At 46.3% G+C, this 23,205-nt stretch carries 15 protein-coding genes; 14 read left to right on the forward strand and 1 reads right to left on the reverse strand.

Features of this window, described 5'->3' with window-relative positions; genetic code table 11:
• Positions 1–85: 85 nt before the first annotated feature.
• On the reverse strand, positions 86–2,272 hold the full coding sequence (gene katG / locus ACSQ8P_RS12420; RefSeq protein WP_436235461.1) for a catalase/peroxidase HPI: 2,187 nt from the start codon (positions 2,270–2,272) through the stop codon (positions 86–88).
• Positions 2,273–2,714: 442 nt separating this feature from the next.
• Between katG and ACSQ8P_RS12425 the strand changes: the two genes are divergently transcribed.
• The 14 genes from ACSQ8P_RS12425 to ACSQ8P_RS12490 all read left to right on the forward strand — a co-directional run bounded on the left by ACSQ8P_RS12425 (position 2,715) and on the right by ACSQ8P_RS12490 (position 23,170).
• Complete coding sequence (locus tag ACSQ8P_RS12425) at positions 2,715–2,993, forward strand: hypothetical protein (RefSeq protein ID WP_436235462.1); 279 nt, start codon at positions 2,715–2,717, stop codon at positions 2,991–2,993.
• Positions 2,994–3,021: 28 nt separating this feature from the next.
• The gene (locus ACSQ8P_RS12430; RefSeq protein ID WP_436235463.1) at positions 3,022–4,080 is read left to right on the forward strand and encodes an LLM class flavin-dependent oxidoreductase; all 1,059 of its coding nucleotides are present in this window, start codon (positions 3,022–3,024) and stop codon (positions 4,078–4,080) included.
• A gap of 25 nt (positions 4,081–4,105) precedes the next feature.
• Entirely contained in the window at positions 4,106–4,726 is a 621-nt protein-coding gene (locus ACSQ8P_RS12435; protein WP_436235464.1) for a thioredoxin family protein, read from the forward strand.
• An 83-nt stretch (positions 4,727–4,809) separates the two neighbouring features.
• A complete protein-coding gene (locus ACSQ8P_RS12440; protein ID WP_436235465.1) occupies positions 4,810–6,009 on the forward strand; it encodes an MFS transporter in 1,200 nt (399 codons plus the stop codon).
• 197 nt (positions 6,010–6,206) lie between these two features.
• On the forward strand, positions 6,207–6,500 hold the full coding sequence (locus ACSQ8P_RS12445; RefSeq protein ID WP_436235466.1) for an HPr family phosphocarrier protein: 294 nt from the start codon (positions 6,207–6,209) through the stop codon (positions 6,498–6,500).
• Positions 6,501–6,533: 33 nt separating this feature from the next.
• Positions 6,534–7,427 carry a LysR family transcriptional regulator gene (locus tag ACSQ8P_RS12450; protein ID WP_436235467.1) on the forward strand — a complete coding sequence of 298 codons (894 nt, stop codon included), beginning with the start codon at positions 6,534–6,536 and terminating at the stop codon, positions 7,425–7,427.
• Positions 7,428–7,561: 134 nt separating this feature from the next.
• Positions 7,562–8,896, forward strand: coding sequence for an LLM class flavin-dependent oxidoreductase (locus ACSQ8P_RS12455; protein ID WP_436235468.1), 1,335 nt, complete (start codon positions 7,562–7,564; stop codon positions 8,894–8,896).
• A 32-nt stretch (positions 8,897–8,928) separates the two neighbouring features.
• Positions 8,929–10,581 carry an ABC transporter substrate-binding protein gene (locus tag ACSQ8P_RS12460; RefSeq protein ID WP_436235469.1) on the forward strand — a complete coding sequence of 551 codons (1,653 nt, stop codon included), beginning with the start codon at positions 8,929–8,931 and terminating at the stop codon, positions 10,579–10,581.
• A 21-nt stretch (positions 10,582–10,602) separates the two neighbouring features.
• Positions 10,603–11,529: an ABC transporter permease gene (locus tag ACSQ8P_RS12465; RefSeq protein WP_436235470.1), complete on the forward strand. Its 927-nt coding sequence runs from the start codon at positions 10,603–10,605 to the stop codon at positions 11,527–11,529.
• A gap of 38 nt (positions 11,530–11,567) precedes the next feature.
• The gene (locus tag ACSQ8P_RS12470; RefSeq protein WP_436235471.1) at positions 11,568–12,461 is read left to right on the forward strand and encodes an ABC transporter permease; all 894 of its coding nucleotides are present in this window, start codon (positions 11,568–11,570) and stop codon (positions 12,459–12,461) included.
• A gap of 17 nt (positions 12,462–12,478) precedes the next feature.
• A complete protein-coding gene (locus tag ACSQ8P_RS12475) occupies positions 12,479–14,518 on the forward strand; it encodes a dipeptide ABC transporter ATP-binding protein (protein ID WP_436235472.1) in 2,040 nt (679 codons plus the stop codon).
• A 35-nt stretch (positions 14,519–14,553) separates the two neighbouring features.
• Entirely contained in the window at positions 14,554–16,029 is a 1,476-nt protein-coding gene (locus ACSQ8P_RS12480) for a protein adenylyltransferase SelO (protein WP_436235473.1), read from the forward strand.
• A gap of 961 nt (positions 16,030–16,990) precedes the next feature.
• Positions 16,991–21,940: an S-layer homology domain-containing protein gene (locus ACSQ8P_RS12485; RefSeq protein ID WP_436235474.1), complete on the forward strand. Its 4,950-nt coding sequence runs from the start codon at positions 16,991–16,993 to the stop codon at positions 21,938–21,940.
• 102 nt (positions 21,941–22,042) lie between these two features.
• Positions 22,043–23,170, forward strand: a complete 1,128-nt coding sequence (locus ACSQ8P_RS12490) for an alginate lyase family protein (RefSeq protein ID WP_436235475.1) — start codon at positions 22,043–22,045, stop codon at positions 23,168–23,170.
• Positions 23,171–23,205 lie beyond the last annotated feature (35 nt).

Here is a 23,205-nt window from a genome sequence, read left to right on the forward strand (position 1 = left end):
ATAGTACCTTTCCCAACGAGTGGATATGTATCGATCCTCAACAATAGTTACGTTTGGGACACCCTCATACATACATAAGAGTACGTTATTTATTCAGATCGTAGCGATCGGCATTCATTACTTTGACCCAGCTAGCTATGAAGTCGCGTACGAACTTTTCTTTATTATCATCTTGCGCATAAACTTCCGCAATGGCACGCAGAACAGAGTTTGAACCGAAGACGAGGTCAACTGTCGTTGCTGAACGAATGACTTTACCCGTTTTGCGATCACGTCCTTCAAAAACATCTCCGCCTATAGGATTCCACTGTACACTCATATCGAGCAAGTTAACAAAGAAGTCGTTCGTGAGTGTGCCTACACGATTAGTGAATACGCCATGTTTGGTGCCTCCGAAGTTCGTACCTAGAACACGCATACCGCCAACAAGAGCAGTCATTTCCGGTGCAGTCAGGTTTAGCAGGTGTGCCTTATCTACAAGAAGCTCCGCGGAGCTCACACGATATTGCTTCTTCTGATAATTGCGGAAACCATCAGCGATCGGCTCCAGCACGGCAAAGCTTTCTTCATCGGTTTGTTCTTCTGTTGCATCACCGCGTCCAGGAGTAAATGGAACCGTTACTTCAAAACCTGCATCACGTGCAGCTTTTTCCACCGCTGCGCTGCCACCGAGTACGATCAAATCAGCGAGGCTCACTTCGATATCTAGGTCTTCTTGAATGCCTTCTAGAATGGTAAGCACTTTGGTAAGTTGATCTGGTTGATTCACTTCCCAGTCATTCTGTGGGGCAAGCCGAATGCGAGCACCGTTGGCGCCGCCACGCATGTCCGTACCACGGAAGGTGCTGGCTGAAGCCCAAGCCGTAGTTACGAGTTCACTGACGGTAAGGCCAGACGTTAGAATCTTTGTTTTAAGATCTTCTACGTCTGAATCTGTTAATGCGTATTCAACAGCCGGCACAGCGTCTTGCCAGATCAGAACTTCTTCAGGAACTTCCGGCCCCAGATATCTGGCAAGAGGCCCCATATCCCGGTGCGTAAGTTTAAACCATGCACGAGCAAACGCGTCTGCAAATTCATCTGGATTCTCATAATAACGACGAGAAATTTTCTCGTACGCTGGATCCAAACGCAGTGCCATATCCGCGGTAGTCATGATCGTCTTAACACGAATAGATGCATCTTCTGCGTCTGGTGCGAGATGCTCTTCAGCAGGATTGATTGGCGTCCACTGATGTGCGCCAGCAGGGCTCTTCGTAAGTGTCCATTCGTATCCGAATAGGAGTTCGAAGAAACCATTATCCCACTGTGTCGGATTCGCCGTCCAAGCCCCTTCAATTCCGCTTGTGATGGTGTCGCGTCCTTTACCTGAGCCGTGTGTGCTGATCCAACCTAAGCCTAGTGCTTCAATAGCAGCTGCTTCCGGTTCTGCACCTACATGCGCAGCATCACCTGCACCGTGTGCTTTACCGAATGTATGTCCACCGGCTACGAGGGCAACCGTCTCTTCATCGTTCATACCCATCCGTTTAAATGTATCGCGGATGTCACGAGCGCTTGCAAGCGGATCTGGTTTGCCGTTCGGACCTTCTGGATTCACATAGATAAGTCCCATCTGAACGGCCGCAAGCGGATTCTCGAGCTCGCGATCACCTGTATAACGCTTATCCCCCAGCCACTCCGTTTCTACACCCCAGTAGATGTCTTCTTCGGGGTGCCACACATCCGCGCGTCCGCCGCCGAAACCAAATGTTTTGCCGCCCATGGATTCAATAGCGACATTACCGGTTAGAATGAACAAGTCTGCCCAAGAGATTTTGTTGCCGTACTTTTGCTTAATAGGCCACAGTAGTCGACGAGCTTTATCGAGGTTGCCGTTATCAGGCCAGCTGTTCAGTGGAGCAAAACGCTGAGTGCCAGTTCCCGCACCTCCACGGCCGTCACCTGTGCGATATGTGCCTGCGGAGTGCCATGCCATACGAATAAAGAAGGGACCATAATGTCCATAGTCAGCTGGCCACCAATCTTGACTGTCCGTCATGAGAGCTCGAAGATCCTGTTTAAGCGATTGGTAGTCTAATTTTCCGAATTCCTCGGCATAATCAAAATCGTCGCCAAGAGGGTTCGATTTACGGTCATGTTGATGGAGAATATTCAAATTCAACTGATTTGGCCACCAGTTTCTATTCGTCGTACCACTAGATTTGTGAGTTGTAGCGCTTCCATGCGAGAACGGGCATTTTCCTGAGTTAGCAGTATCCATAGAGCTCATTTTTACCTCTCCATTCAAATTAAATTAAGTTTTAAATAATAATTATTATAATTAAATATATAATAAACCTGGGACAAAAATCAACGGCTTTTTTGTACGGGTTGGATAAGTGTTGATTTCAATAATCCAGCTTACCGAAGCCATTTAAATTGTACGAATGGGTTGTCTTTCTTATTTATATTGCTTTGTTTGAAAATGAATTCCTTATTATTAATATATTCATAATCGAGTAGCTAGGCAGGGGGATAGTTGGAACAGGGAGTGTTTCCTTCTTTTAAGAAGGAATCGCTTTGCCTGGGTTGACAATACGGTCAAACAATGATAATTTAAAACTTATAAAACACATTGAATTAATCGGAATTAACAAGCTGACTGGTCATCCGGAAGCATGGATCATTGAATCCATGCTATTTTTTTATTTTCCTAAAGGAGTGGATATGTAATGGGCGTATTATTGGACTCTTTAAAACTTGCAAGCTTAAATAAAGTGGATCGTTGGGTTGATTTTAATAAAACGAATATCCAATTCAATCAAGAAACGGTGAACGTGAATTTAATCGGTACTGATCAGAAACACATACCTTCTTTGCTCCATGCATTAAAGACCAATAAACTAACGTTAGGGAACATTCAAGCACCTCTTAAGCAAGTTGATTTATATAACTCGGAAGCTATTCTCTATTCAGAAAAAGGAGATAAATACAGAGTTCCACTATTTTGATCCTGCTGTAGAGAGGGGATTGTATACCTTGAAGTTTGCTTTATTTAGCCTAATGATGAATATACCGAACGCTGTAAGTGGGGAAATATTAACGACCCATCAGAAATTTGAGAACGTGCTGAAACAGGCCGTCTTTGCTGAAGAACTAGGCTTTGATGCTTATGGTGTGGGGGAGCGGCATGGCGCACCGTTTATTTCATCTTCGCCGCCAGTAGTTCTAACCGCGATTGCTGCCAGAACATCACGCATTCGCTTATTAACAACCGTTACTGTTCTTAGCGTACTCGATCCGGTGCGTGTTGCTGAGGACTATGCTACACTCGATCATCTCTCAGGTGGGAGAATTGAGTTGATCATTGGTAAAGGCAACGACCCTCGTCACTATCCCCTTTTTGGAATTACCGAAGAGGAACAGTGGGAATCACTCGCGGAACGTTATGCACTCCTAAAGCGTTTGTGGAAGGAAGAGAACGTTACCTGGCAGGGGCGCTATCGTTCACCATTAGACAATGTGACGACACAGCCAAGACCCTTTCAGCCTTCTATACCTGTATGGCATGGGAGCGCATCAAGTACATTGTCAACGGAGTTGGCAGCGAAATATGGTGAACCGATTTTCTCCTCGAATACATTCCATCCACAGGCTAAATACAAAGCGTTAATCGATCATTATCGTGAGCGTTTAGCCTTTTATGGTCATGATCCGCAACATGCAATAGTAGGCTCAGGTTTTGGAAGCTTGTATTTGGCTAACACCACGGAAGAAGCAATCCGTCGCTTTCGTCCCTATTACGATGCGTTCCATGCAACGGCGGCATCTCAGATCAACAACTCACCTTTCAAAGATCTGGAGGACAATGTGAAGAATGGGCCTGTCCTGATTGGCAGTCCAGATCAAGTGATCGAGAAGATCCTGAACTATCATGAAGCCTATGGGCATCAAGTTGTGAGTATCAGCGTAGATGGCTTGAGCGAAGCGGAGCAGCGTGAACAGATGGAGCGATTTGCCACCGAGGTTGCACCTATTTTGCGACGAGAGATTCCAAGTACAGTATGGAACCATTCACCGGTGGGCTTAACGGTATGAAAACCATTTCTGGAGGGATGTCACGATGAGCATTCAGAAAGCAGAAGGGATTTCGAGAGAAAGAAGGGTGAAAGCCTTTCAGGAAGCCTTAACGTACGAACAATTTGTTAGCAGCGCCAAAGTAAATGTGGAGAGACTTCATGAAAATTTCGAACGGTATGTATTGACCGATCAGGAATTGGCTTATTTTGAAGGGCTTACCGAGCACATAGATGTTCTTGTACTTGCGCACGACTGGTGTGGAGATGTTATTGCAAATTTACCGCTATTCGGCAAAATTGAACAGGAGACGGGTAAATTAAAGCTGCACATTTTACTTCGAGACCCAGACAATCAAGATATTGCAGCCGCTTATTTACAGGCAGATGGACGGAATCATATTCCGACCTATGTGTTTTTCAATGGTGCGGGCGAGGAATTAGGGTTTTTCTCAGAACGACCTTACCAAATTACGTATTTAAACCGCGATTGGATCGATGAGTTTTGGATATCCCACCCAGAATGGGAGGGCGAGGGAAAAGCACTTTCCGAGGTCGATGAAGACGTAAGGAAAGCGTTATTTGATTATTTAAAGGAACAGCGCCCACAAGCACGTGATCTGGAAAAGACCGCAATCATCCACATCATCCGTTCCATTCTCGGCTAGTGAGTTGATCATAGCCCCCATGCCCCTCACAGCATCGTCTGTGAGGTTCTTTTCATGCTTGGATGTTATCAAAGGGGGAACAAATGGATCGCTATTGGAGACGCAATCTACATATGTTATGGCTGGGCTTATTTATTAACCATATAGCGTATACCCTATCTGTACCGTTCTTTCCTATCTTTTTGCAAAATGATCTAGGTATTCAGAATAGGCTTGAAATGTGGTCAGGTGTTTCCATTTCCATTAGCTTTCTGATTAGTGGTTTATGTGCGCCCTTTTGGGGGGCGTTAGCTGATAAATTTGGGAAGAAACCGATGTTAATTCGTTCAGGTATCGGTTTAGCCTTGGCTCATTTTGCCAATTATTTTGTGTATGATCTATTCACATTCATTCTTGTTCGGATTTTTCAAGGACTTATGGCAGGCTTTGGCCCTGCTTCCATAGCTTTGGTCGGTACGAATACACCGGAGAAGCACGTCGGATACGCGCTCGGCGTGATATCAACGGCAACGGCTGCCGGGGGAATTATCGGGCCGCTAGTAGGTGGCGTGTTGAGTCACTGGTTGGGCTTACGGGCTTGTTTCATTGCAACAGGCATTATTACGTTACTTTCCGCTGTGATCGTGCTAGTAGGTGTCAAGGAGGTTCACAAGCGACAAGATGTAGCTCGTATAAGCATCATCCAGGATATTAAATACGCCGCGCGTAACAGAAGATTAATGGGGATATTCGGGCTATCTTTACTAGTCTCTACTTCCGTGATGATTCTCGAGCCGCTGCTGACACTCTATGTCGTACAAATCGGTGGAAGTATCGATAAAGCTACCCTAAGCTCGGGGATTGTTTTCTCAGCAGTCGGCGTTGCCACGGTCATTATGGGTCCCCGTTGGGGGATCATAGGCGGTCGAATCGGTTATGAAAAAGTATTGTTCATTGGGTTGATAGGCGGTGGTATCGGCAATCTGCTGCAGCTTGGCGTTCATCAGCTTATTGGTTTTGGCATCCTTCGTTTCAGTTATGGCTTGTTTTTTGCTGCTGTTTTTCCAGCTCTGAATGTGCTCATTGTTAAATATGCAGAATCTGATTTCCGTGGAAGAGCTGTGAGTTTAAACCAATCGTCAAGTCAATTCGGCATTGTGGTTGGTCCTTTGCTGGGTGGGGTATTCGGCGGCTGGCTTGGAATTCAATTCGTATTCCTCCTGACTGGTGTAACCCTTCTTGGAGCTGCATGGATGAGGAAGGTAGACAACACTAGGCGTACTGACCAGAAGCTGCTGGGATGAGGGACATCTTCGGCAAAGAAAAAAATGGAATATTTTCTACGGCTACCGTTGACAAAAGGTTGTCTAACTTACTATAATTTAAATACAAGTAAATTAATCGGAATTATCGGAATCAACCAGATAACTGGAGATGCTTCATCCTTTTTAGGATGTTTGTGTCTCTTTTTTTTGGATAATAGCTTAGAGGAGGAGTTCTTATGAAAATAGATTGGACATTTACGTTAGATCAACCATGGACTCTGGACCGCGTGTTGAATTTTGTGACCATGGCTAATCAATATACGAGTCAGATTTATTTGGGTGCACAAGGGGAAAAGTTAAATGCAAAAGGCCTATTAGGCATCGTATCCTGGAGTATGTCACTTCGAGAACAATCAACCATTGCTCTTCAACTTGAAGGTATCGATGCACAGGAAGCGTTCGAGGGGGTATCTACCTATTTACAAAATCAGGACGAAGTTTTACATACAACGTACTCTCGTAGTTCTTGATGATGGGTAAGTCGGAGAGGAAGTCATGGTTAAATGAATATTGAAAATATCGAAGCATTCGTCTATGTCATTCATTATAACAGTTTCAACAAGGCAGCGGACGCGTTGTTCTTATCTCAGCCTTCCGTAACAGCCCGAATTCAATCGTTGGAACGTGATTTGAACACGTTGCTCTTCGAGAGAGAAGGTAGAAATTTTACACTGACAGATAAAGGAAAGCAGTTTCTTCCCTTTGCGGGGCAAATACTTCAATCCTATAAGAAGGGGAAGCAGCAGCTTCAACATGTCAATAAGGATTACAATGAACTCAGAGTCGGTTGCACCGTATCTGTTTCCAATTATATGATCCCTGAAATTCTTCCGTGGATTAAAAGCAAACATGCTCATCTGCAAATAAAATTAACGACGGCTCCGACAGAGGTTATTCTGGAGATGCTTCTGAATAAAGAAATCGATATCGGTTTTGTCCGAAATGTGACTCATCCACATGTAGACATTTTGGGATTTTACGAGGATCCTATTCGCCTTTTCGTCCATCCTAGCCATCCTTTTGTGAAAAAGAAACCGTTGACTATACAAGATGTAGGTCGCGAATCGTTAGTCTTCTTTGAGTGCGGATCACTGGATTGGGTGAAGATCCACCGGCTTTTTGCAACACTAGATCATCCTCCACAAATCGAATATCAAATCGATAATTTGGAAACAGCCAAGAAGCTTGTGGCCAAAGGCTTGGGTATTTCCTTTCTACCGGAACTGTGTGTACATCAAGAAGTGAAAGAGGGACATCTTGTACCTATTGATATTCAGGCATTGGGAGGTCTCTCTTTGCGTACAATCCTCATTACATTGAAAGAATCCAGCCTCGATGTATCCCACTTATTTCTGGATGTATTGAAAGAATTCGATTGGAAAATAACCGCTACATAGAACAATTCTATTCATCAATAGAACATCTTTATCTACGATTGACCGTCCCATAAAGCGGTGATACAGTAAGTACAAAGCTTAATACCGATTAAACCAATAGGAATTATTGTTAATTGAAAAAGGGAGGAATTAGGATGCCGAAACAAAAACAACTAAAACTTGGGGCTATCATTCATGGAGTTGGTGGCAATATGTCATCATGGAAACATCCGGATGCGATTGTGGATGCCAGTGTGAATTTCAAGTATTACAAAGAACAAGCACAGAAAGCGGAAGCTGGCAAATTTGATTTACTGTTTATCGCTGACGGATTGTTCATCAATGAGAAGTCGATTCCCCATTTCTTGAATCGGTTTGAGCCGATTACGATCTTATCCGCTCTCGCTTCCGTAACTTCTAAGATCGGTCTGGTAGGTACGCTATCTACGTCATACAGTGAACCCTTCACAGTATCGAGACAATTCTCCTCACTTGATCATATTAGCGATGGCAGAGCAGGTTGGAATGTGGTCACATCACCGCTGGAGGGCTCGGCGCTGAACTACAATAAGAAGCTGGAAGAACATCCAGATCATCCTAAGCGCTATCGGATTGCTTCTGAATATCTACAAGTATCTAAAGGATTATGGGATTCATGGGAAGATGATGCTTTTACACGGGATAAACATTCTGGAGTATTCTTTGATCCGGATAAACTGCATCGTTTAGATCATAAGGGCGAATTTTTCTCCGTACAGGGACCGCTTAATATCGGTAGATCTAAGCAAGGCCGGCCGGTCATTTTCCAAGCAGGATCATCAGAGGATGGGAAAAATTTAGCGGCCAAAGAAGCGGATGCGATCTTTACTGGTCAGCCAACTGTGGAGGATGCGAAACGCTTTTATGAAGATGTGAAAGGCAGAGCCGTAGGCTTCGGTAGAAATCCCGATGAGATTGTCGTTATGCCTGGGATTGGTCCGATTATTGGCCAAACAGAGGAAGAGGCAGAGCGTAAATACCAGGAAGTAGCCAACTTGGTGACGATTGGGGAAGCACTTGCGTATCTAGGCCGCTTCTTTGAACATCATGATTTCACACAATATGACTTGGATGCTCCTTTCCCCGACTTAGGCGATTTGGGTAAAAATAGCTTCCAAAGTACGACGGATCGCATCAAACAAAATGCGCAGGAACAGGGGCTAACCCTTCGTCAAGTGGCCCTGCAATCCGCAACACCAAGACCTTTATTTATCGGTACCCCAACACAAGTTGCAGATCGCATACAAGAATGGTACGAGAGCGGTGCAGCAGACGGATTTATAGTTGGATCGGGCGTTCCGAATGGTTTGAGCGATTTTGTAGATTTGGTCATTCCTATTCTACAGGAACGTGGTATTTATCGAACGGAATATGAGTCGGATACGCTCAGAGGGAATTTGGGTCTTCCTTTTCCAACAAATCGCTATGTGAAAGAGACTGTAAGTAACTAATTAGATTTATTAATCAAGGGGGAGAGTTAGACATGAATAGATCAAAAGGTTGGATTAAGTTTAGTGCGCTGTCGTTAGCCATTGCACTTGTGTTAACGGGGTGTGGTTCGGCAGAAAAAGGAAGTTCGGATGCCTCACAATCAGTGAGTCCAAAGCAAGAGGGTAAACAAACGGCGGTGGTTGGCGGAGAGCTTACCTATGCGCTGGCAACTTCCCCTGATACTCTAGATCCGCATCGCAGCGGCCTTGCCGTAGCAGTAAGGGTGCTTCGCACCATTTATGATAGTTTGGTTGTTCAATTACCTGATGGGTCGATTAAACCGTGGCTGGCAACCGAATGGACGGTTTCTCCTGACGGGCTTAGTTACACGTTCAAATTACGTAAAGACGTAAAGTTCCAAGATGGGACGCCATTTAATGCAGAAGCTGTGAAATATAATTATGATCGGATTCTCGATCCAGCAACGAAAGCGGCTAATTCAGTAGCTTTACTTAAACCCTATAAATCTGCGGAAGTCATTGATGAGTTCACTGTGAAAATCAATCTCGAGACACCATCCAGAGCATTTTTAGGTAACCTGAGTCAAGCTTTACTTGGGATTGTATCACCAACAGCAGCTAAGAAATATGGGGATCAATTTGGTAAAAATCCAGTTGGATCAGGTCCATTTTCATTTGTGAAATGGGAAGAGAATGCTTCCATTCAAGTTAAACGAAGTTCTGAATATAACTGGGCGCCAGAAATAGTAGAGAATAAAGGGAAATCATATTTGGATCAAATCACCTTTAGTATTGTTCCGGAAGAAGCGACTCGGATCGGAAGTGTTCAAAGTAAGCAAGTTCTTGCTGGCGAGACGATTCCCCCGCAAAATATTGTTTCGTTGAAATCAGATGCCAGTATCCAAGTTCACCAAGTCAATACCAATGGATTGCCCTATACGTTATTTATTAATCAACGAAAAGCGCCATGGGGTGAGGTGAAGGCAAGACAGGCGCTTCAAGCAGCGATTGATGTGGACGCGATTGTCAAAACACTATATTTAGGAACGTATCCACGTGCCTGGTCACCACTATCTCCCGGTGTATTCGGTTATGATGCTTCACTAGAAAATGGGATTAAACCAGATATTGCGAAAGCGAACAAACTACTGGATGAACTCGGTTGGCTCAAAGGTACAGATGGTATTCGTGTAAAAGACGGCAAGAAACTTACGCTGCATTATGTAGATGGATCACCTAACCGTGAGAAACGAAATGATATTGCCGTCATTATTCAGCAGCAATTGAAACAAGTGGGAATTGTTGTTGAAGTAGAAATTACAAAGGATATAGCGAATGTTATTTATACCAAGGGTGAATACGATATCTATGGGAATAGCCAGGTGAACTCAGATCCCAATGCGCTCTATGCTTTCTATCATACGAGTGATCCGAAAGCTCGACCAACTCTTCCAGGACTTGCAGATCCACAAGTAGATAAGTGGCTGGAACAAGGTGCGATCGAACCTGATGATAAAAAGAGAGCAGACCTGTACAAACAAGTACAGAAATCCATTATCGATAATGCGGTCATCATTCCTATTTATGTGTTCCCTTATACGGTAGCCGCATCCAAGACTGTAAAAGGGTTGAAATTTGACTCGCTAGGTTATCCACTCTTTAATGATACGTTTATACAAAAATAATGCTGTAGGGAGCTAATCGATATGAGCAGGATATTAACGGAACGGCTACTAGTTTCATTGCTGGTCATTCTTGGTTCCTTAATCCTTGTATTCTGTATTCTGTATGTGCTGCCGGGAGATCCCGTGCTTTCTATGGTTGATCCTTCCTCCATGTCTCCAGAGGCGATTGCAAATTTAAGACATCAGCTTGGGTTGAACGAACCCTTCTACGTCCAATTCGGTCACTATTTCATGGCTATGATCCATGGCGATTTCGGTAAATCATTACTAAACAGTGAACCTGTGTTGCCCAAAATTCTTAAGCATCTCCCAGCAACTTTGGCACTCACATTAGCTAGTACACTCATTTCCACGATTATTGGTGTAGGGCTGGGGGTTCTCTCGGCCGTACACCGCAATCGATGGATCGATGTGTTAGCTCGTATTGTAGGGTTGTTCGGTATATCCATGCCGACGTTCTGGTCAGGTATTCTGCTGATTCTCATCTTTTCAGTATCTTTAGGCTGGTTTCCAGCTATGGGGTCAAAGGGATTCATCACACTTGTCCTTCCTTCACTCACACTCGGATTCGTGGGAGCTGGATTTATCGTTCGGATGGTACGTAACTCGATGCTCGAAGTCATCAATGAGCACTTCATTGTGACCCTGCGTGCCAAAGGATTATCGGAACGATTAGTGATGTATCGACATGCGCTTCGCAATGCATTAATTCCGGCGGTCACGATCATTGGCATTCATATCGGAGATTTGATGGCGGGTACCGTTGTGATCGAAACCGTCTTCTCCAGACAAGGGATTGGCCGAATTCTCGCGGACGCTATTATGTCCAAAGACTTGCCTGTTGTGCAAGGTGTTGTATTTTTTTCAGCAATTATTTATGTCACTGTAAATTTGCTAGTTGATATTTCTTATGTATTTATAGATCCACGGGTTCGCCGAACACAATAATTCGGATAGGAAAGCATAGCGGAGAGGAGAGGGTGACTATGAAAGATGTTCTTTCTACAAGAACGATTTGGCTGAGACATAAGTGGCATCTTCGATTCACAAAGATACCCAGAACATTCAATGCTTCGGAAATTCTGGTTTATCTAGCGGCAATCATGGCCTTGTTTATTATTGGATGTGCGCTTTTTCCACAATGGATTGCTCCATATACACCTACAGCGATGCTCACTGATCAAATTATGCATGCGCCAAGCAAGGCACATTTGTTTGGAACGGACTACTTTGGCAGAGATGTATTCAGTCTTGTCGTCTATGGCAGTCGTGATTCCCTCATTATTGGTTTCTCCTCTGTACTCGCAGGAGGCATCATTGGAGGAAGTATCGGTGCGCTATCTGGATACATCGGCGGTGTTATTGACACGATCTTCATGCGGATTATCGATGTGTTAATGACGATTCCTGGCATTCTATTGGCATTAGCCATAGCTGCTGCTCTTGGCCCTCATTTATTTAATCTGATCTTTGCTGTTGCAGCTGCATCCATTCCGCAATACGCAAGGGTCATGCGAGGTCAGATTCTGAGCATAAAGAATCGCTCCTTCATTACCGCCTCTCGGTCTATAGGCGCTTCTTCCATGCGTATATTTTTTCGCCATGTTTTAACCAATGCTTGGTCGCCACTCTTGGTCATGTCCACGATCGGTTTAGGTGCATCCATTCTGGTCGGTGCTGGGCTAAGTTTCCTTGGATTAGGCGTGCTCAAAGAGATTCCTGATTGGGGATCCCTCCTCTCGCAAGGACGAGGTTACCTCACAGTGGCTTGGTGGATATGTACATTTCCAGGCCTCGCGATTACGTTGTTCGTCATATCCGTTAATTTAATCGGAGATAAACTACGTGATTCCCTAGATCCAAAGCAGAGAAGGGCATAGCTAGGAGGCGGCGCAAGTTGAAGCAACTGCTTGAGATTGATAACTTAAGTGTACAATTCACAACGAATAAAGGGTCGTTCACGGCCATTCAAGACGTTTCTTTGAAAATAGGCGTAGGCGAAACCATCTGTCTAGTCGGAGAATCCGGCAGTGGTAAATCGGTTACTTCGAAATCCGTCATGCGCTTAATCGATTATGAAAATGGTCATATTTCCGGTGGTCAAATCGTACTCGATGGCGATGATTTGACGACGTTGTCACAGAAAGATCTTCGGGCATTACGAGGGAAAAAAATGGCTATGGTATTCCAAGAGCCCATGGCGGCTTTCGATCCGGTATTTACCATTGGCAGTCAAATTACCGAAGTGATTATCCAGCATAAACAGGGAAATCGGGAACAAGCTTGGGAGCGGGCTGTATATTTATTAAAGCGTGTAGGCATTCCAGAGCCAGAAATCCGAATGAACCAGTATCCTGGCGAGCTTTCAGGCGGAATGCTGCAGCGAGCGATGATTGCTATGGCTCTCACATGCAGTCCACAGCTGCTTATTGCGGATGAACCAACAACTGCGCTTGATGTAACAATTCAGGCGCAGATTCTTCATCTGCTGCAGGAGCTTAAAGAAGAATTCAATATGTCCATCCTTCTCATCACACATGATTTGGGAATTGCTGCAGAGATGGCAGACAAAATCATTGTGATGTATGCCGGACAAATCGTTGAACAAGCAAGTGTGGGGCAATTGTTCAATCAACCACATCATCCGTATACGAGAGGCTTACTTCGATCCATTACAACGATGGATAGTAATCGGTCATCCCGATTGTTCTCTATTGAAGGGTCGATTCCTCATTTATCGAATCTTCCATCGGGTTGCCGATTTCATCCAAGGTGTCCTTTTGCGACCGATCGCTGTGTGAAGGACAGTCCACCCTTACGTTCCGTGAATGAACGTCTTACGGCATGTTGGTATTCGGAAGAATTAGTTGAGCGTGCAGAGTGGCAGCAACATGCAGGGGCTGTAGATACAAGGATAAATACAAAGACAGATCAACGGTCTTTCGATGTCTTAGGGGAACAGATTTCAGCTAGCGAGACGCTCTTCGAGGTGAAAGGCTTAAGCAAATTTTACCCCATTGGGAAAGGAACATTCAGTCGTTCGAAGTCCTATATTCGCGCGGTTGAAGATGTCTCCTTCTCGATTAAGAAGGGGGAGACCTTTGGTTTAGTCGGTGAATCGGGCAGCGGCAAGTCAACCTTAGGCCGAGTGCTGCTACAGCTGGAGAGGGCAACAGAGGGAGAGGTTCTTTTCGAAGGAGAAGATTTATCTAAGCTTTCAAGCAATGAAATGCAAGAAGTACGCCGAGACATGCAAGTTATTTTCCAAGATCCGTACGGTTCTGTGAACCCGCGTTGGAAGGTTGGCGATATTATTGGCGAACCCTTTGATATCCATGAATCGTTAAGTAAGACAGAGAAACGGGCCAAAGTGGAAGACTTGTTGGAGTTAGTAGGGCTGAATCGTTCCATGTATGATCGGTTTCCTCATGAGTTCTCGGGAGGTCAACGCCAGCGAATTGGTATCGCTAGAGCCATCGCGCTCAATCCCAAGTTTATCCTCGCGGATGAGGCCGTATCTGCGTTGGATGTATCCGTGCAGGCTCAAATTGTAAATCTCATGCAGGATCTGCAGAAAAAACTGGGATTGACCTACTTATTTATCGCCCATGGCTTAAACATTGTTCGCCATCTATCTGATCGTATCGGTGTTATGTACTTGGGGAAGCTGGTTGAAATCGCACCTAGTGAGGAGCTGTTTCGCCATCCTTCTCATCCCTACACGAAGGGCCTGCTTTCTTCTATTCCCTCGACGGATCCCACTCAAAAGAGAGCGTGGATCGAGATCGAAGGGGAAATCCCTTCTCCTGCGAATCCTCCGTCTGGCTGCAGATTTCACACGCGCTGCCCAGCGGCAACCGCAAAGTGTAAAGAAGATCAGCCTGAGTTATTGCAAATTAGGGAAGGGCACTGGACAGCCTGCCATTACCCTTTGTAAATCGTAGTAGTAAAGCTGCATGAGAGGGAGACATGATGTCAGAGAAACAAGCAAGGAAAGATGCGGGATGGAACTTCGACAACAGCTATTCACGGTTGCCTAATTTCTTTTATACCAAGATCAATCCAACTCCTGTGAGCTCACCGAGGTTAGTTAAACTGAATGCTCCATTGGGAGCAACCTTGGGGTTGAATGAAGAGGTGTTGCAAAGTAGCGAGAGTCTAGCCCTATTTGCTGGCAACGAGATTCCCGATGGAGCTCTACCGCTTGCTCAGGCATATGCCGGGCATCAATTTGGAACCTTTAACATGTTAGGGGATGGCAGAGCGCATCTCCTTGGTGAGCAGTTGACTCCGCAAGGAGAACGAGTTGATATTCAGCTGAAAGGTTCAGGTAAAACGCCATACTCCCGCTATTTGGATGGGAGAGCGGGACTTGGACCGATGCTGCGCGAATACATCTTAAGCGAAGCCATGTTTGCGCTGGGGATTCCAACAACCCGAAGTCTAGCCGTTGTTTCAACAGGGGAATCCTTCCTGCGTGATACTGAACAGCCGGGTGCGATTCTAACACGTGTCGCCGCTAGTCATATTCGGTTTGCAACCTTTCAATATGCTTCGCAGTTTGGCACAGTGGAAGAGCTCCGAGCGTTAGCTGATTACACATTAGCCAGACATTTCCCAAAGTCCGATGGTGAGGAGAATCGCTATCTAGCACTGCTTCAAGAGGTGATTAAGAGGCAAGCGCTATTAATTGCTAAATGGCAACTCGTTGGGTTTGTTCACGGAGTAATGAACACAGATAACATAGCCATCAGTGGAGAAACCATTGATTATGGTCCTTGCGCCTTCTTGGATGTTTATGATCCAGAGACGGTATTCAGTTCAAGAGACACAGAGGGCCGTTATGCTTATAGTAGACAACCGGAAATGGCTGCATGGAATCTCACTAGATTTGCTGAAACACTTTTACCTTTGCTGCATGAAGATAAGAAGCAGGGTGCCAAACTAATCGAAGATGCGATTGCGCAATTTTTCGTGCAGTATCACGCAAATTGGCTAGCGGGCATGAGGTCCAAACTGGGGATCAGTAAGGAAGAAGATGAGGATGAATCACTGATTACAGGGCTACTCAATTTGATGCAGATGTATCGCGCGGATTACACGAATACGTTTCGTGCTTTAACTTTGGATAAGCCTGAGGATACGTTCATGTATGACAAATTGGATTTCAGGCAGTGGTTTGAACTGTGGCAGGCTAGATTAGGTAGACAGCAGGAAACCAAAGCATACTCACATCAATTAATGAGGAATCATAATCCAGCTATAATCCCACGTAATCACAGGGTAGAAGAAGCATTAACATCCGCTGTCATACAAGAAGACTATAGTGTGATGGAGCGGCTGCTTGAGGTTCTTGCAAACCCCTTCGCATATTCCCCCGAACAGGTTGATTATGCCAGTCCAGCTAAGCTAACAGCCTGTCCTTACCGTACCTTTTGCGGTACTTGAGAAATGAAAAATAGATTAGCCTTAGTTTTTCGTAAGGCTTTTTGGTCGGGCGAAACGATGAGTGACATGTTGGTTGTGAGTAGAGTTAAGTGAGTTATTGTTGAAAGAGAAGAAAGAGAAGTGAAAGAGAGGGAAAGGTAGAAGTAGAAGTAGAAGTAGAAGTAGAAGTAGAAGTAGAGTAGAAGTAGAAGTAGAAGTAGAAGTAGAAGTAGAAGTAGAAGTAGAAGTAGAAGTAGAGATTGCTGAGTAAGAATAGTGACTTGGTCAGATGGAAGTTTTGTAAATCGTCTGTGCTCCCAGTAAATAGATGGATTTTGTACAGTTAAATCTTTTGATTTTCCGCTCAAACGCAAAATAGATGGAGAACCTGTAGTTAATTTTAACAATTTCACCCAACCTAAACAAAAATAGGCAGTTTTAACTACATGTTTTCCATTTAAATTTAACTTTTGAGGAAATTCCTCGTAAATAGCTGTATAATTTCCAGTTAATACAAATTGGTAGTGTGCCAGCCTCTTCAAAACCCTTTTAACTCCACCAACAACGTCCGTCCGCATCTCACGCTCATTCCGCAAGTCTATATCGAGGTATCACCAAGCCGAAAGTTTTGAACTAATTTGTTGAGCCAAAACTACGAGTGTGCGATTTGCTGCACCTGCAAAAACCAGTTACCATCCCCTAATCGGATGGTAACTGGTTTTTCTTTTCGTGATACGTAACTCTGTTAAGAAAGCGTGATGTTTGTGAGAAAGCTTGTATGAGTGGATACGCTGCACGGAACGATTCCCTAATTTGCACGTTCATTCTACATATTGATCAGTGCCATTCCAGATTTTGATGATGAGTTTGCGTTTTGAAGATTTCCTATGTGTAAGGGTTTCCATATGATGAGTGTAATTGCTTGTACGCTAATCAGCCCTGTTGCCGAAGAGCGCAATCATAACGAAGAGGTGATGGTGAATTGAAGAAAGGATCAAGCGTATATGCGAAACGGATAGTCAGCTTGCTGCTTGTAAGCGCTTTAACTTTAGGAGGACTGCCTGCAGGTTTCTCCAAAGCACATGCCGATAGTGCTGTGGCAGGAACGCCGGGGGGCGTAGATGAGAGTTTACTGAAATTATGGTTAAAAGCGGATCCGGCTAGTATGACCGTGAATGGGAGCGGGGAAGTAACTGTTTGGAAGGACAGCAGTCTGAACGGGAATGATTTTATTAATGATGGGACGGTGGGTGACAGTAGTCCACGTGCAAATCCGAAGTATGTTTCCTCTAATCCGTCGCTTAATTTCCAGCCTGCAGTCCAATTTATACGTTCTGGCAGCGCAGGCAAAGGGAGTCTCTTGGCAGACAGGGACGGGCTGTTTGCTCAGAACGAAGTCGTGGAGCGCGCAAGCGTTTATGTGATGGCCGGTGGGTTATCGGAGACGAACAAGACGTCGCAAATTTTTTATGAGACATTACAGGGAAAAGGGAGATTCGGGGCGTACATTCCTTTCTACTCTAGTCCTAACTCCCAAGTTCTGTGGGATTCGGGGGACGTCGCCTCGGGCAATCCACGTCTTACAACCGGGTATAGCGCCCCCCTTCGTCAATTCAACAATTGGGGATTTCAATTCGATTCGCAGCCGGATGTGACGAGTAACGTTTATCAATCCGTTACGCTCGACGGTCAGACGATCGCGAATTCGACGCAGAAACGTCTTCCGATGACCGGAGTCGGGAGCAATCCGATGTCTCTAGGCTCTGCAATCGGCGGAGGATCCGGTTACGATGGACAATTGGGCGAAATGATTGTATTTAATGGTGCGCTGACCACTATACAGCATAATCAAGTGCAGACATATATGGCCCTCAAATTCGGAACGCCGCTGAAAGGGAAGGATTACGTCTCGGCAGGGGTGTCTCCGCAAGTGCTGTGGCCGTCCACGATTAATGCGGCATTCAGCAATAACGTTGCGGGTATTGCCAGGGATGAGGAAGGCGCGTTGGCTCTGGATACGAGCCGAAGCAGCGAAGATCCGGCAGCTTCACAGATCATTATTAGCGCGAAACAAGCTATGCTCGATAAACAGTATCTGCTCTGGGGAGATAATGAGAGCACTGTGCCTTCTGTTCCTTATGGCACGGGCTTCAAGCGATCGACGCGAACTTGGAAGGCTCATAACACCGGTATTGTTGGCGCTGTACAGGTGGCATTTCCGCAAGGGCTGCTTCCGTCAGGCGGACTGTTGTTAACGAGCAGCAGCGGTGATTTCAGCGATGCCGTGTCTCTGCCTTTAACCCAGGTTAGCCTGCATGGGGAGACTTACTATGCAGCGGATGCGGTGCTTACCGACGGTTCGTATTTTACCTTTGCAGAGAAATTGCCGGATATTCAGCTATCCACCTTGGACGTTTGGGCGGGTAGTCAGCATCTGGTTATGACGCCATCTTTCTTACCGTCCAAGCTAGACGGATATGAGGTGACGGTACCTGAGAATACCGACACGATCCGCTTGGATTCGCATGCGGACGCAGGGATTTCAGTGGATGCGACGCTGACGAACAACGCGGTGGTGAACCAGCCGGTTGTCGATATGAACCAGATTGCCCTGACGCCAGGGATTAACAAAATGAAGGTGAACGTTTCCAGCGGCAGTTCGATCAATACGTATGCCTTGCAAGCGTATCGGTTGTCGGCCAAAGGAACGAACGGCCGCATTCCGATGAACGCTACCACGGTGACCGCCAGTTCGTACCAACCGAACACAACGAATATTCCGGCCAATGTCGTGGACGGGATTTGGGATACCGATGTTCGTTGGTCGGCTTCAGGACAAGGGGAGTGGCTGCAGTTTGATATGGGGCAGCCGGAGACAGTTACGTATCTGAACATTGCTTATCTGAATGCGATCGACCGGGTTTCTTCCTTTGAAATTTTAGGCTCAAATCAGGCGGATTTCCAGCAATCAACGGTTTTGCTGCCCAAACAAAGCAGCAGAGCACTTCGTGTAGGTGACAGTATTTTGCAGCCCTATGTGCTGAGTCAACCTGGATCCTTCCGTTATTTACGGTTGGTTGGATATGGGAATAGTGCGTCAGGGAGCTCAAGCAGTTGGAATAGTATAACCGAATTTGAGCTTTACACGGGAACACCGCCTGAAATAAATGAGCCGACGGGGCCAACTGGGCCGCCGCAAGCGGGGGATAAGCCAGTAGAGCCGCTGCCGCCGGTTCAGGTTGTTCGTGTCAATACGGCTAGCGAGTTGCAGACTGCGCTCGATCAAGCTGCTCCAGGCACGATGATTGAATTGCAGAATGGCACTTATCAGCAGCAAGGACCATTCATCATTAAGGATAAGAAAGGAACGGCTGCACAACCGATTCGGGTGATGGCAGCGGAGCAAGGGAAGGCGATTATCGCTGGGGACAGCTATATGTATATCCACAATGCCAGCTACGTCAGCGTGGAAGGGCTTACGTTCCATTCCGGCGGCGGGGCGGAGAATAGTGAGGATTCGTTGCGAAGCCGAGGTGTTTCCGAAGATATTTTAAACTCATTGAAAGGGCTGCACCCTGGTGTGGAGCTGTATGACACCAACAATGTCTCCATCCTGCGGAACACGTTTGCCTTAGATGAAACGGGGCAGAAATACCGTTTTACCAAGGTTGAGAACAGTGTGAATAAGGTCATCTGGTGCGTCATCGGCATGGAGAACAGCTGCCGTTATGGCAGTACATATGATCCTGATGGCCTCGTGTACACAGGGGAAACATCGCATACACCGGGCTCAACACTGCTTACGGACGGCGGGACGGACCGGCACTATATTCGGGTAGAGGGCAACGGCAGTCGCAACCGAATTGCTTACAATGATATTGGGCCGAAGACCGGTTTTGGCGCTGCAATTACGTACGACGGTAAAGATATGGTTTCGCAATACGACGTGATTGAGTACAATCATTTCCACGATATGGGTCCGCGGGTCACCAATGGGATGGAAGCGATTCGTCTCGGACTCTCGGGATTGTCTCTGGTGCCCGGCCATGTGACCGTGCAGTACAATTTGTTCGATGGCTTGAACGGCGAAGATGAGATCGTGTCGGTGAAAAGCAGCGACAATACGATTCGGTACAACACGATTCTGAATTCCTACGGGGGCATGGTGGCTCGTCACGGTCACCGCAACAGCTTCTATGGCAATTACATCATTGCGGATGGCAAGAAAGTCGGAACGAGTGGCTTCCGCATTTATGGGAATGATCATCAAATTTATAACAATTACATGGAAGGCTTGACCGACGACGCCATTCAAATCGATGGCGGTACGGAGGATGCCGGGCCGGATGGTACTGCGAATCCGATGATCCGCTGGGGGACGGGCGCGAATGATGTTGCTCCGCTTAGGAGCTTGTCACTGGAAAGACAGCAGGAGTTGCTGCGCGGACATTGGCGGCAATATAACGTGCAGATATTTAACAATACGATTGTCAATTTAGCCAGCAAAGCCTCTGCGCTGAAAATGGCCAAACGGACATTTGAGCCGAAGGGGACGCAAGTGTATAACAATGTGATTTTCAGCAATGCGGGAACCATATTCAATGAAAAAGATATAACCGACGGCAGACCCAATTATGTTGGCAACATGACCGACGGTCTTGCGGCTGTGTCAGCAACTGCGACTGTTGTAAGCGCAACGTACAAAGGTGATTTGAAGTTGATTCGTGGCATCGATGGACTGATCCGCTTATCGCCATTTAGTTCAGCGGTCGACGCAGCACAAGGTCCGTACCTACCGCCGGATGATATGGACGGTCAACGACGGACCAATACGGTTGACGTCGGTGCGGATGAGTATGTGCCTGCGAGTGTGTTAACACAACGGCCGCTAACGTCGGCCGATGTTGGGCCAGCAGCAGGACGGAATGTGCCGGTGGAAGAGGAGAAGCCAGCTTTAAGCAACCTTCAAATCAGCTCGAATCTGACAATCACACCGGCATTTAGTTCGGAGATCACTTACTACACGGTGACGGTCCCAACGGGGATTAACAGCTTGAAATTGACGCCGACTTCCATCGTTCAGAGGGCGACAATTCAAGTGAGTGTTGACGGTGGTACGCTGCAATCTGTTCTCAGCGGCAGCGAGAGCAGACCGCTCGCCATTGCCGCAAGCGGCAGTGTAGTTCTGCTGGATGTGACAATGCCTTCCGGTGTACATAAAACATACACGATACTGGCACAACGACCAGCGGCAAGTGGTTCGTCTTCATCGGATTCCTCATCGGGTGCTACCCCGGTGTCTGTACCAACGCCGACACCAACGCCAACGCCGAAGCCGATACCGGAACCGAGCAAACCGCCTGTCGTACCGACAGATCCTTCCGCATCTGTACCGGCGCAGGAATCATTCGCCGATGTGCCGAATCATTGGGCGTCAGAGGTTATCTCTCGCGCTGCTGCCAAAGGTATCGTGAACGGTTACGCGGATGGCAGCTTCAAGCCTGACGAGCCCATGACGAGAATGCAATTTGCAGCTATGCTGGTTCGAGCTCTTGGTTTGAAGGCTGAAACGTCAACGACGAAGTTTGCCGATGAAGCAGATATTCCAGCTTGGGCTGTCGGTGAATTGGGGGCAGCGCTGAAAGCGGGCATTCTTCAAGGCTATGAAGACGAGTCCTTGCGGCCAAATAAAGAGATCAACCGAACAGAAATGGTTGCTATGCTGATAAGAGCTTATTCCCAACAAGGGGGCATGTCATCTCAAGTCACGTTTAGCGACATTTCTCAAATTCCAGCTTGGGCATTACCGGCCATTTCGCAAGCCGTTTCCTTGGGGCTTGTAACCGGACGTGAGCAAAATACATTTGAGCCGTTAGCTGAGGCAACGAGGGCGGAAGCGGTAACGATTATTATGCGGTTATTGGATCTATAAGGTTGTTTTGATATATGCAGTAGGCCTGGCATCCCGTATTTTTCGGGATCTGGCCTGCTGCATTTAGTGCTTTGTTTGCATATAGGAAGGGAGCCAATAAATATGGAACATTTTAGTCAACTAAATAAAGAACATTGGAGTTTATATGTTGATCTGACCGCGATAATCCAACAGGCTGATGCCTGCCTGACGACTCTTCCTGTACAGATTACGGATGAGATAGCCCCGCATAGCCCGGGAAGCGCTCATGACTATTATTCAAATGGTGATTACTGGTGGCCAAATCCCGATACGCCTGATGGACTGCCGTATGTGCGCCGAGATGGTGAAAGTAATCCAGATAATTTTCATGCACATCGGATCCTCCTTAGACGTATGCGATCTCGGGTTGCTTGTCTGGCTGCCGCGTATCGGATAACGGGTGAGCAACATTACGCTTCCCACGCCGTTCGGCTGCTAGATGCATTTTTCGTCAATGAGCGCACACGAATGAACCCGCATCTGCTTTATGCGCAAGCAGTGCCTGGCGTCTGTGATGGGAGAGGGATCGGTGTGATCGATACGCTGCATTTGATTGATGTGGCGGCAGCTATTCAGATACTACAACGCAGTCACATGCCTGTAGGAGATTCTCTCGTCCTACAAAATGTTTCCGCATGGTTCGCGGATTACTTGAAATGGATGAATGAGCATCCGCAAGGGGTAGAAGAGAGAAACGAACCAAACAATCATGGGGTATGCTGGTATGTGCAGGCGGCCGCATTCGCACGGTTGACCGGTCAACATACGATGCTGGATTGGTGCAGAGAACAATACAAGACCAAACTACTGGTCGAACAGATGGCCACAGATGGCAGTTTTCCGCGGGAATTGTCCCGTACGAAGCCCTATGCCTACTCTCTTTTTACACTCGATAATTTCGTTACGCTTACGCATCTTCTTTCCACGCCTAACGATAATTTGTGGAAATTTCAGCTGTCAGATGGCAGAGGTATAGAGAAAGGGATCAACTTTTTATTACCCTATATAGAAAATAAGCAAACGTGGCCCTATGGCCGAGATGTCGAATATGATGCGCAATGGCCTGTAGCTATGTCATTTTTACTGCTTGCAGGGTTGGCTTATGATGCTGAAAGGGTTCTTGCGTTATGGTATAAATTAGATCAAAAGCCAAAAGAAGATGAACTGCGGCGGAATATGGCCATTAAGCAGCCGCTGCTTTGGATATGAGGGACTTAAATCCGAGACGGGTTCCTCTATTTTCG

Origin of the sequence: Paenibacillus sp. LjRoot153 (assembly GCF_964253085.1) — a bacterium.
In the GTDB taxonomy this organism is placed as follows: Bacteria; Bacillota; Bacilli; order Paenibacillales; family NBRC-103111; genus Paenibacillus_E.

What these genes read in the sequence shown, in the direction of transcription:
- katG (WP_436235461.1), bottom strand. Translation starts at nt 2,272, where the DNA reads ATGAGCTCTATGGATACTGCTAACTCAGGAAAATGCCCGTTCTCGCAT.
- ACSQ8P_RS12425 (WP_436235462.1), top strand. Translation starts at nt 2,715, where the DNA reads ATGGGCGTATTATTGGACTCTTTAAAACTTGCAAGCTTAAATAAAGTG.
- ACSQ8P_RS12435 (WP_436235464.1), top strand. Translation starts at nt 4,106, where the DNA reads ATGAGCATTCAGAAAGCAGAAGGGATTTCGAGAGAAAGAAGGGTGAAA.
- ACSQ8P_RS12440 (WP_436235465.1), top strand. Translation starts at nt 4,810, where the DNA reads ATGGATCGCTATTGGAGACGCAATCTACATATGTTATGGCTGGGCTTA.
- ACSQ8P_RS12445 (WP_436235466.1), top strand. Translation starts at nt 6,207, where the DNA reads ATGAAAATAGATTGGACATTTACGTTAGATCAACCATGGACTCTGGAC.
- ACSQ8P_RS12450 (WP_436235467.1), top strand. Translation starts at nt 6,534, where the DNA reads ATGAATATTGAAAATATCGAAGCATTCGTCTATGTCATTCATTATAAC.
- ACSQ8P_RS12455 (WP_436235468.1), top strand. Translation starts at nt 7,562, where the DNA reads ATGCCGAAACAAAAACAACTAAAACTTGGGGCTATCATTCATGGAGTT.
- ACSQ8P_RS12460 (WP_436235469.1), top strand. Translation starts at nt 8,929, where the DNA reads ATGAATAGATCAAAAGGTTGGATTAAGTTTAGTGCGCTGTCGTTAGCC.
- ACSQ8P_RS12465 (WP_436235470.1), top strand. Translation starts at nt 10,603, where the DNA reads ATGAGCAGGATATTAACGGAACGGCTACTAGTTTCATTGCTGGTCATT.
- ACSQ8P_RS12470 (WP_436235471.1), top strand. Translation starts at nt 11,568, where the DNA reads ATGAAAGATGTTCTTTCTACAAGAACGATTTGGCTGAGACATAAGTGG.
- ACSQ8P_RS12480 (WP_436235473.1), top strand. Translation starts at nt 14,554, where the DNA reads ATGTCAGAGAAACAAGCAAGGAAAGATGCGGGATGGAACTTCGACAAC.
- ACSQ8P_RS12490 (WP_436235475.1), top strand. Translation starts at nt 22,043, where the DNA reads ATGGAACATTTTAGTCAACTAAATAAAGAACATTGGAGTTTATATGTT.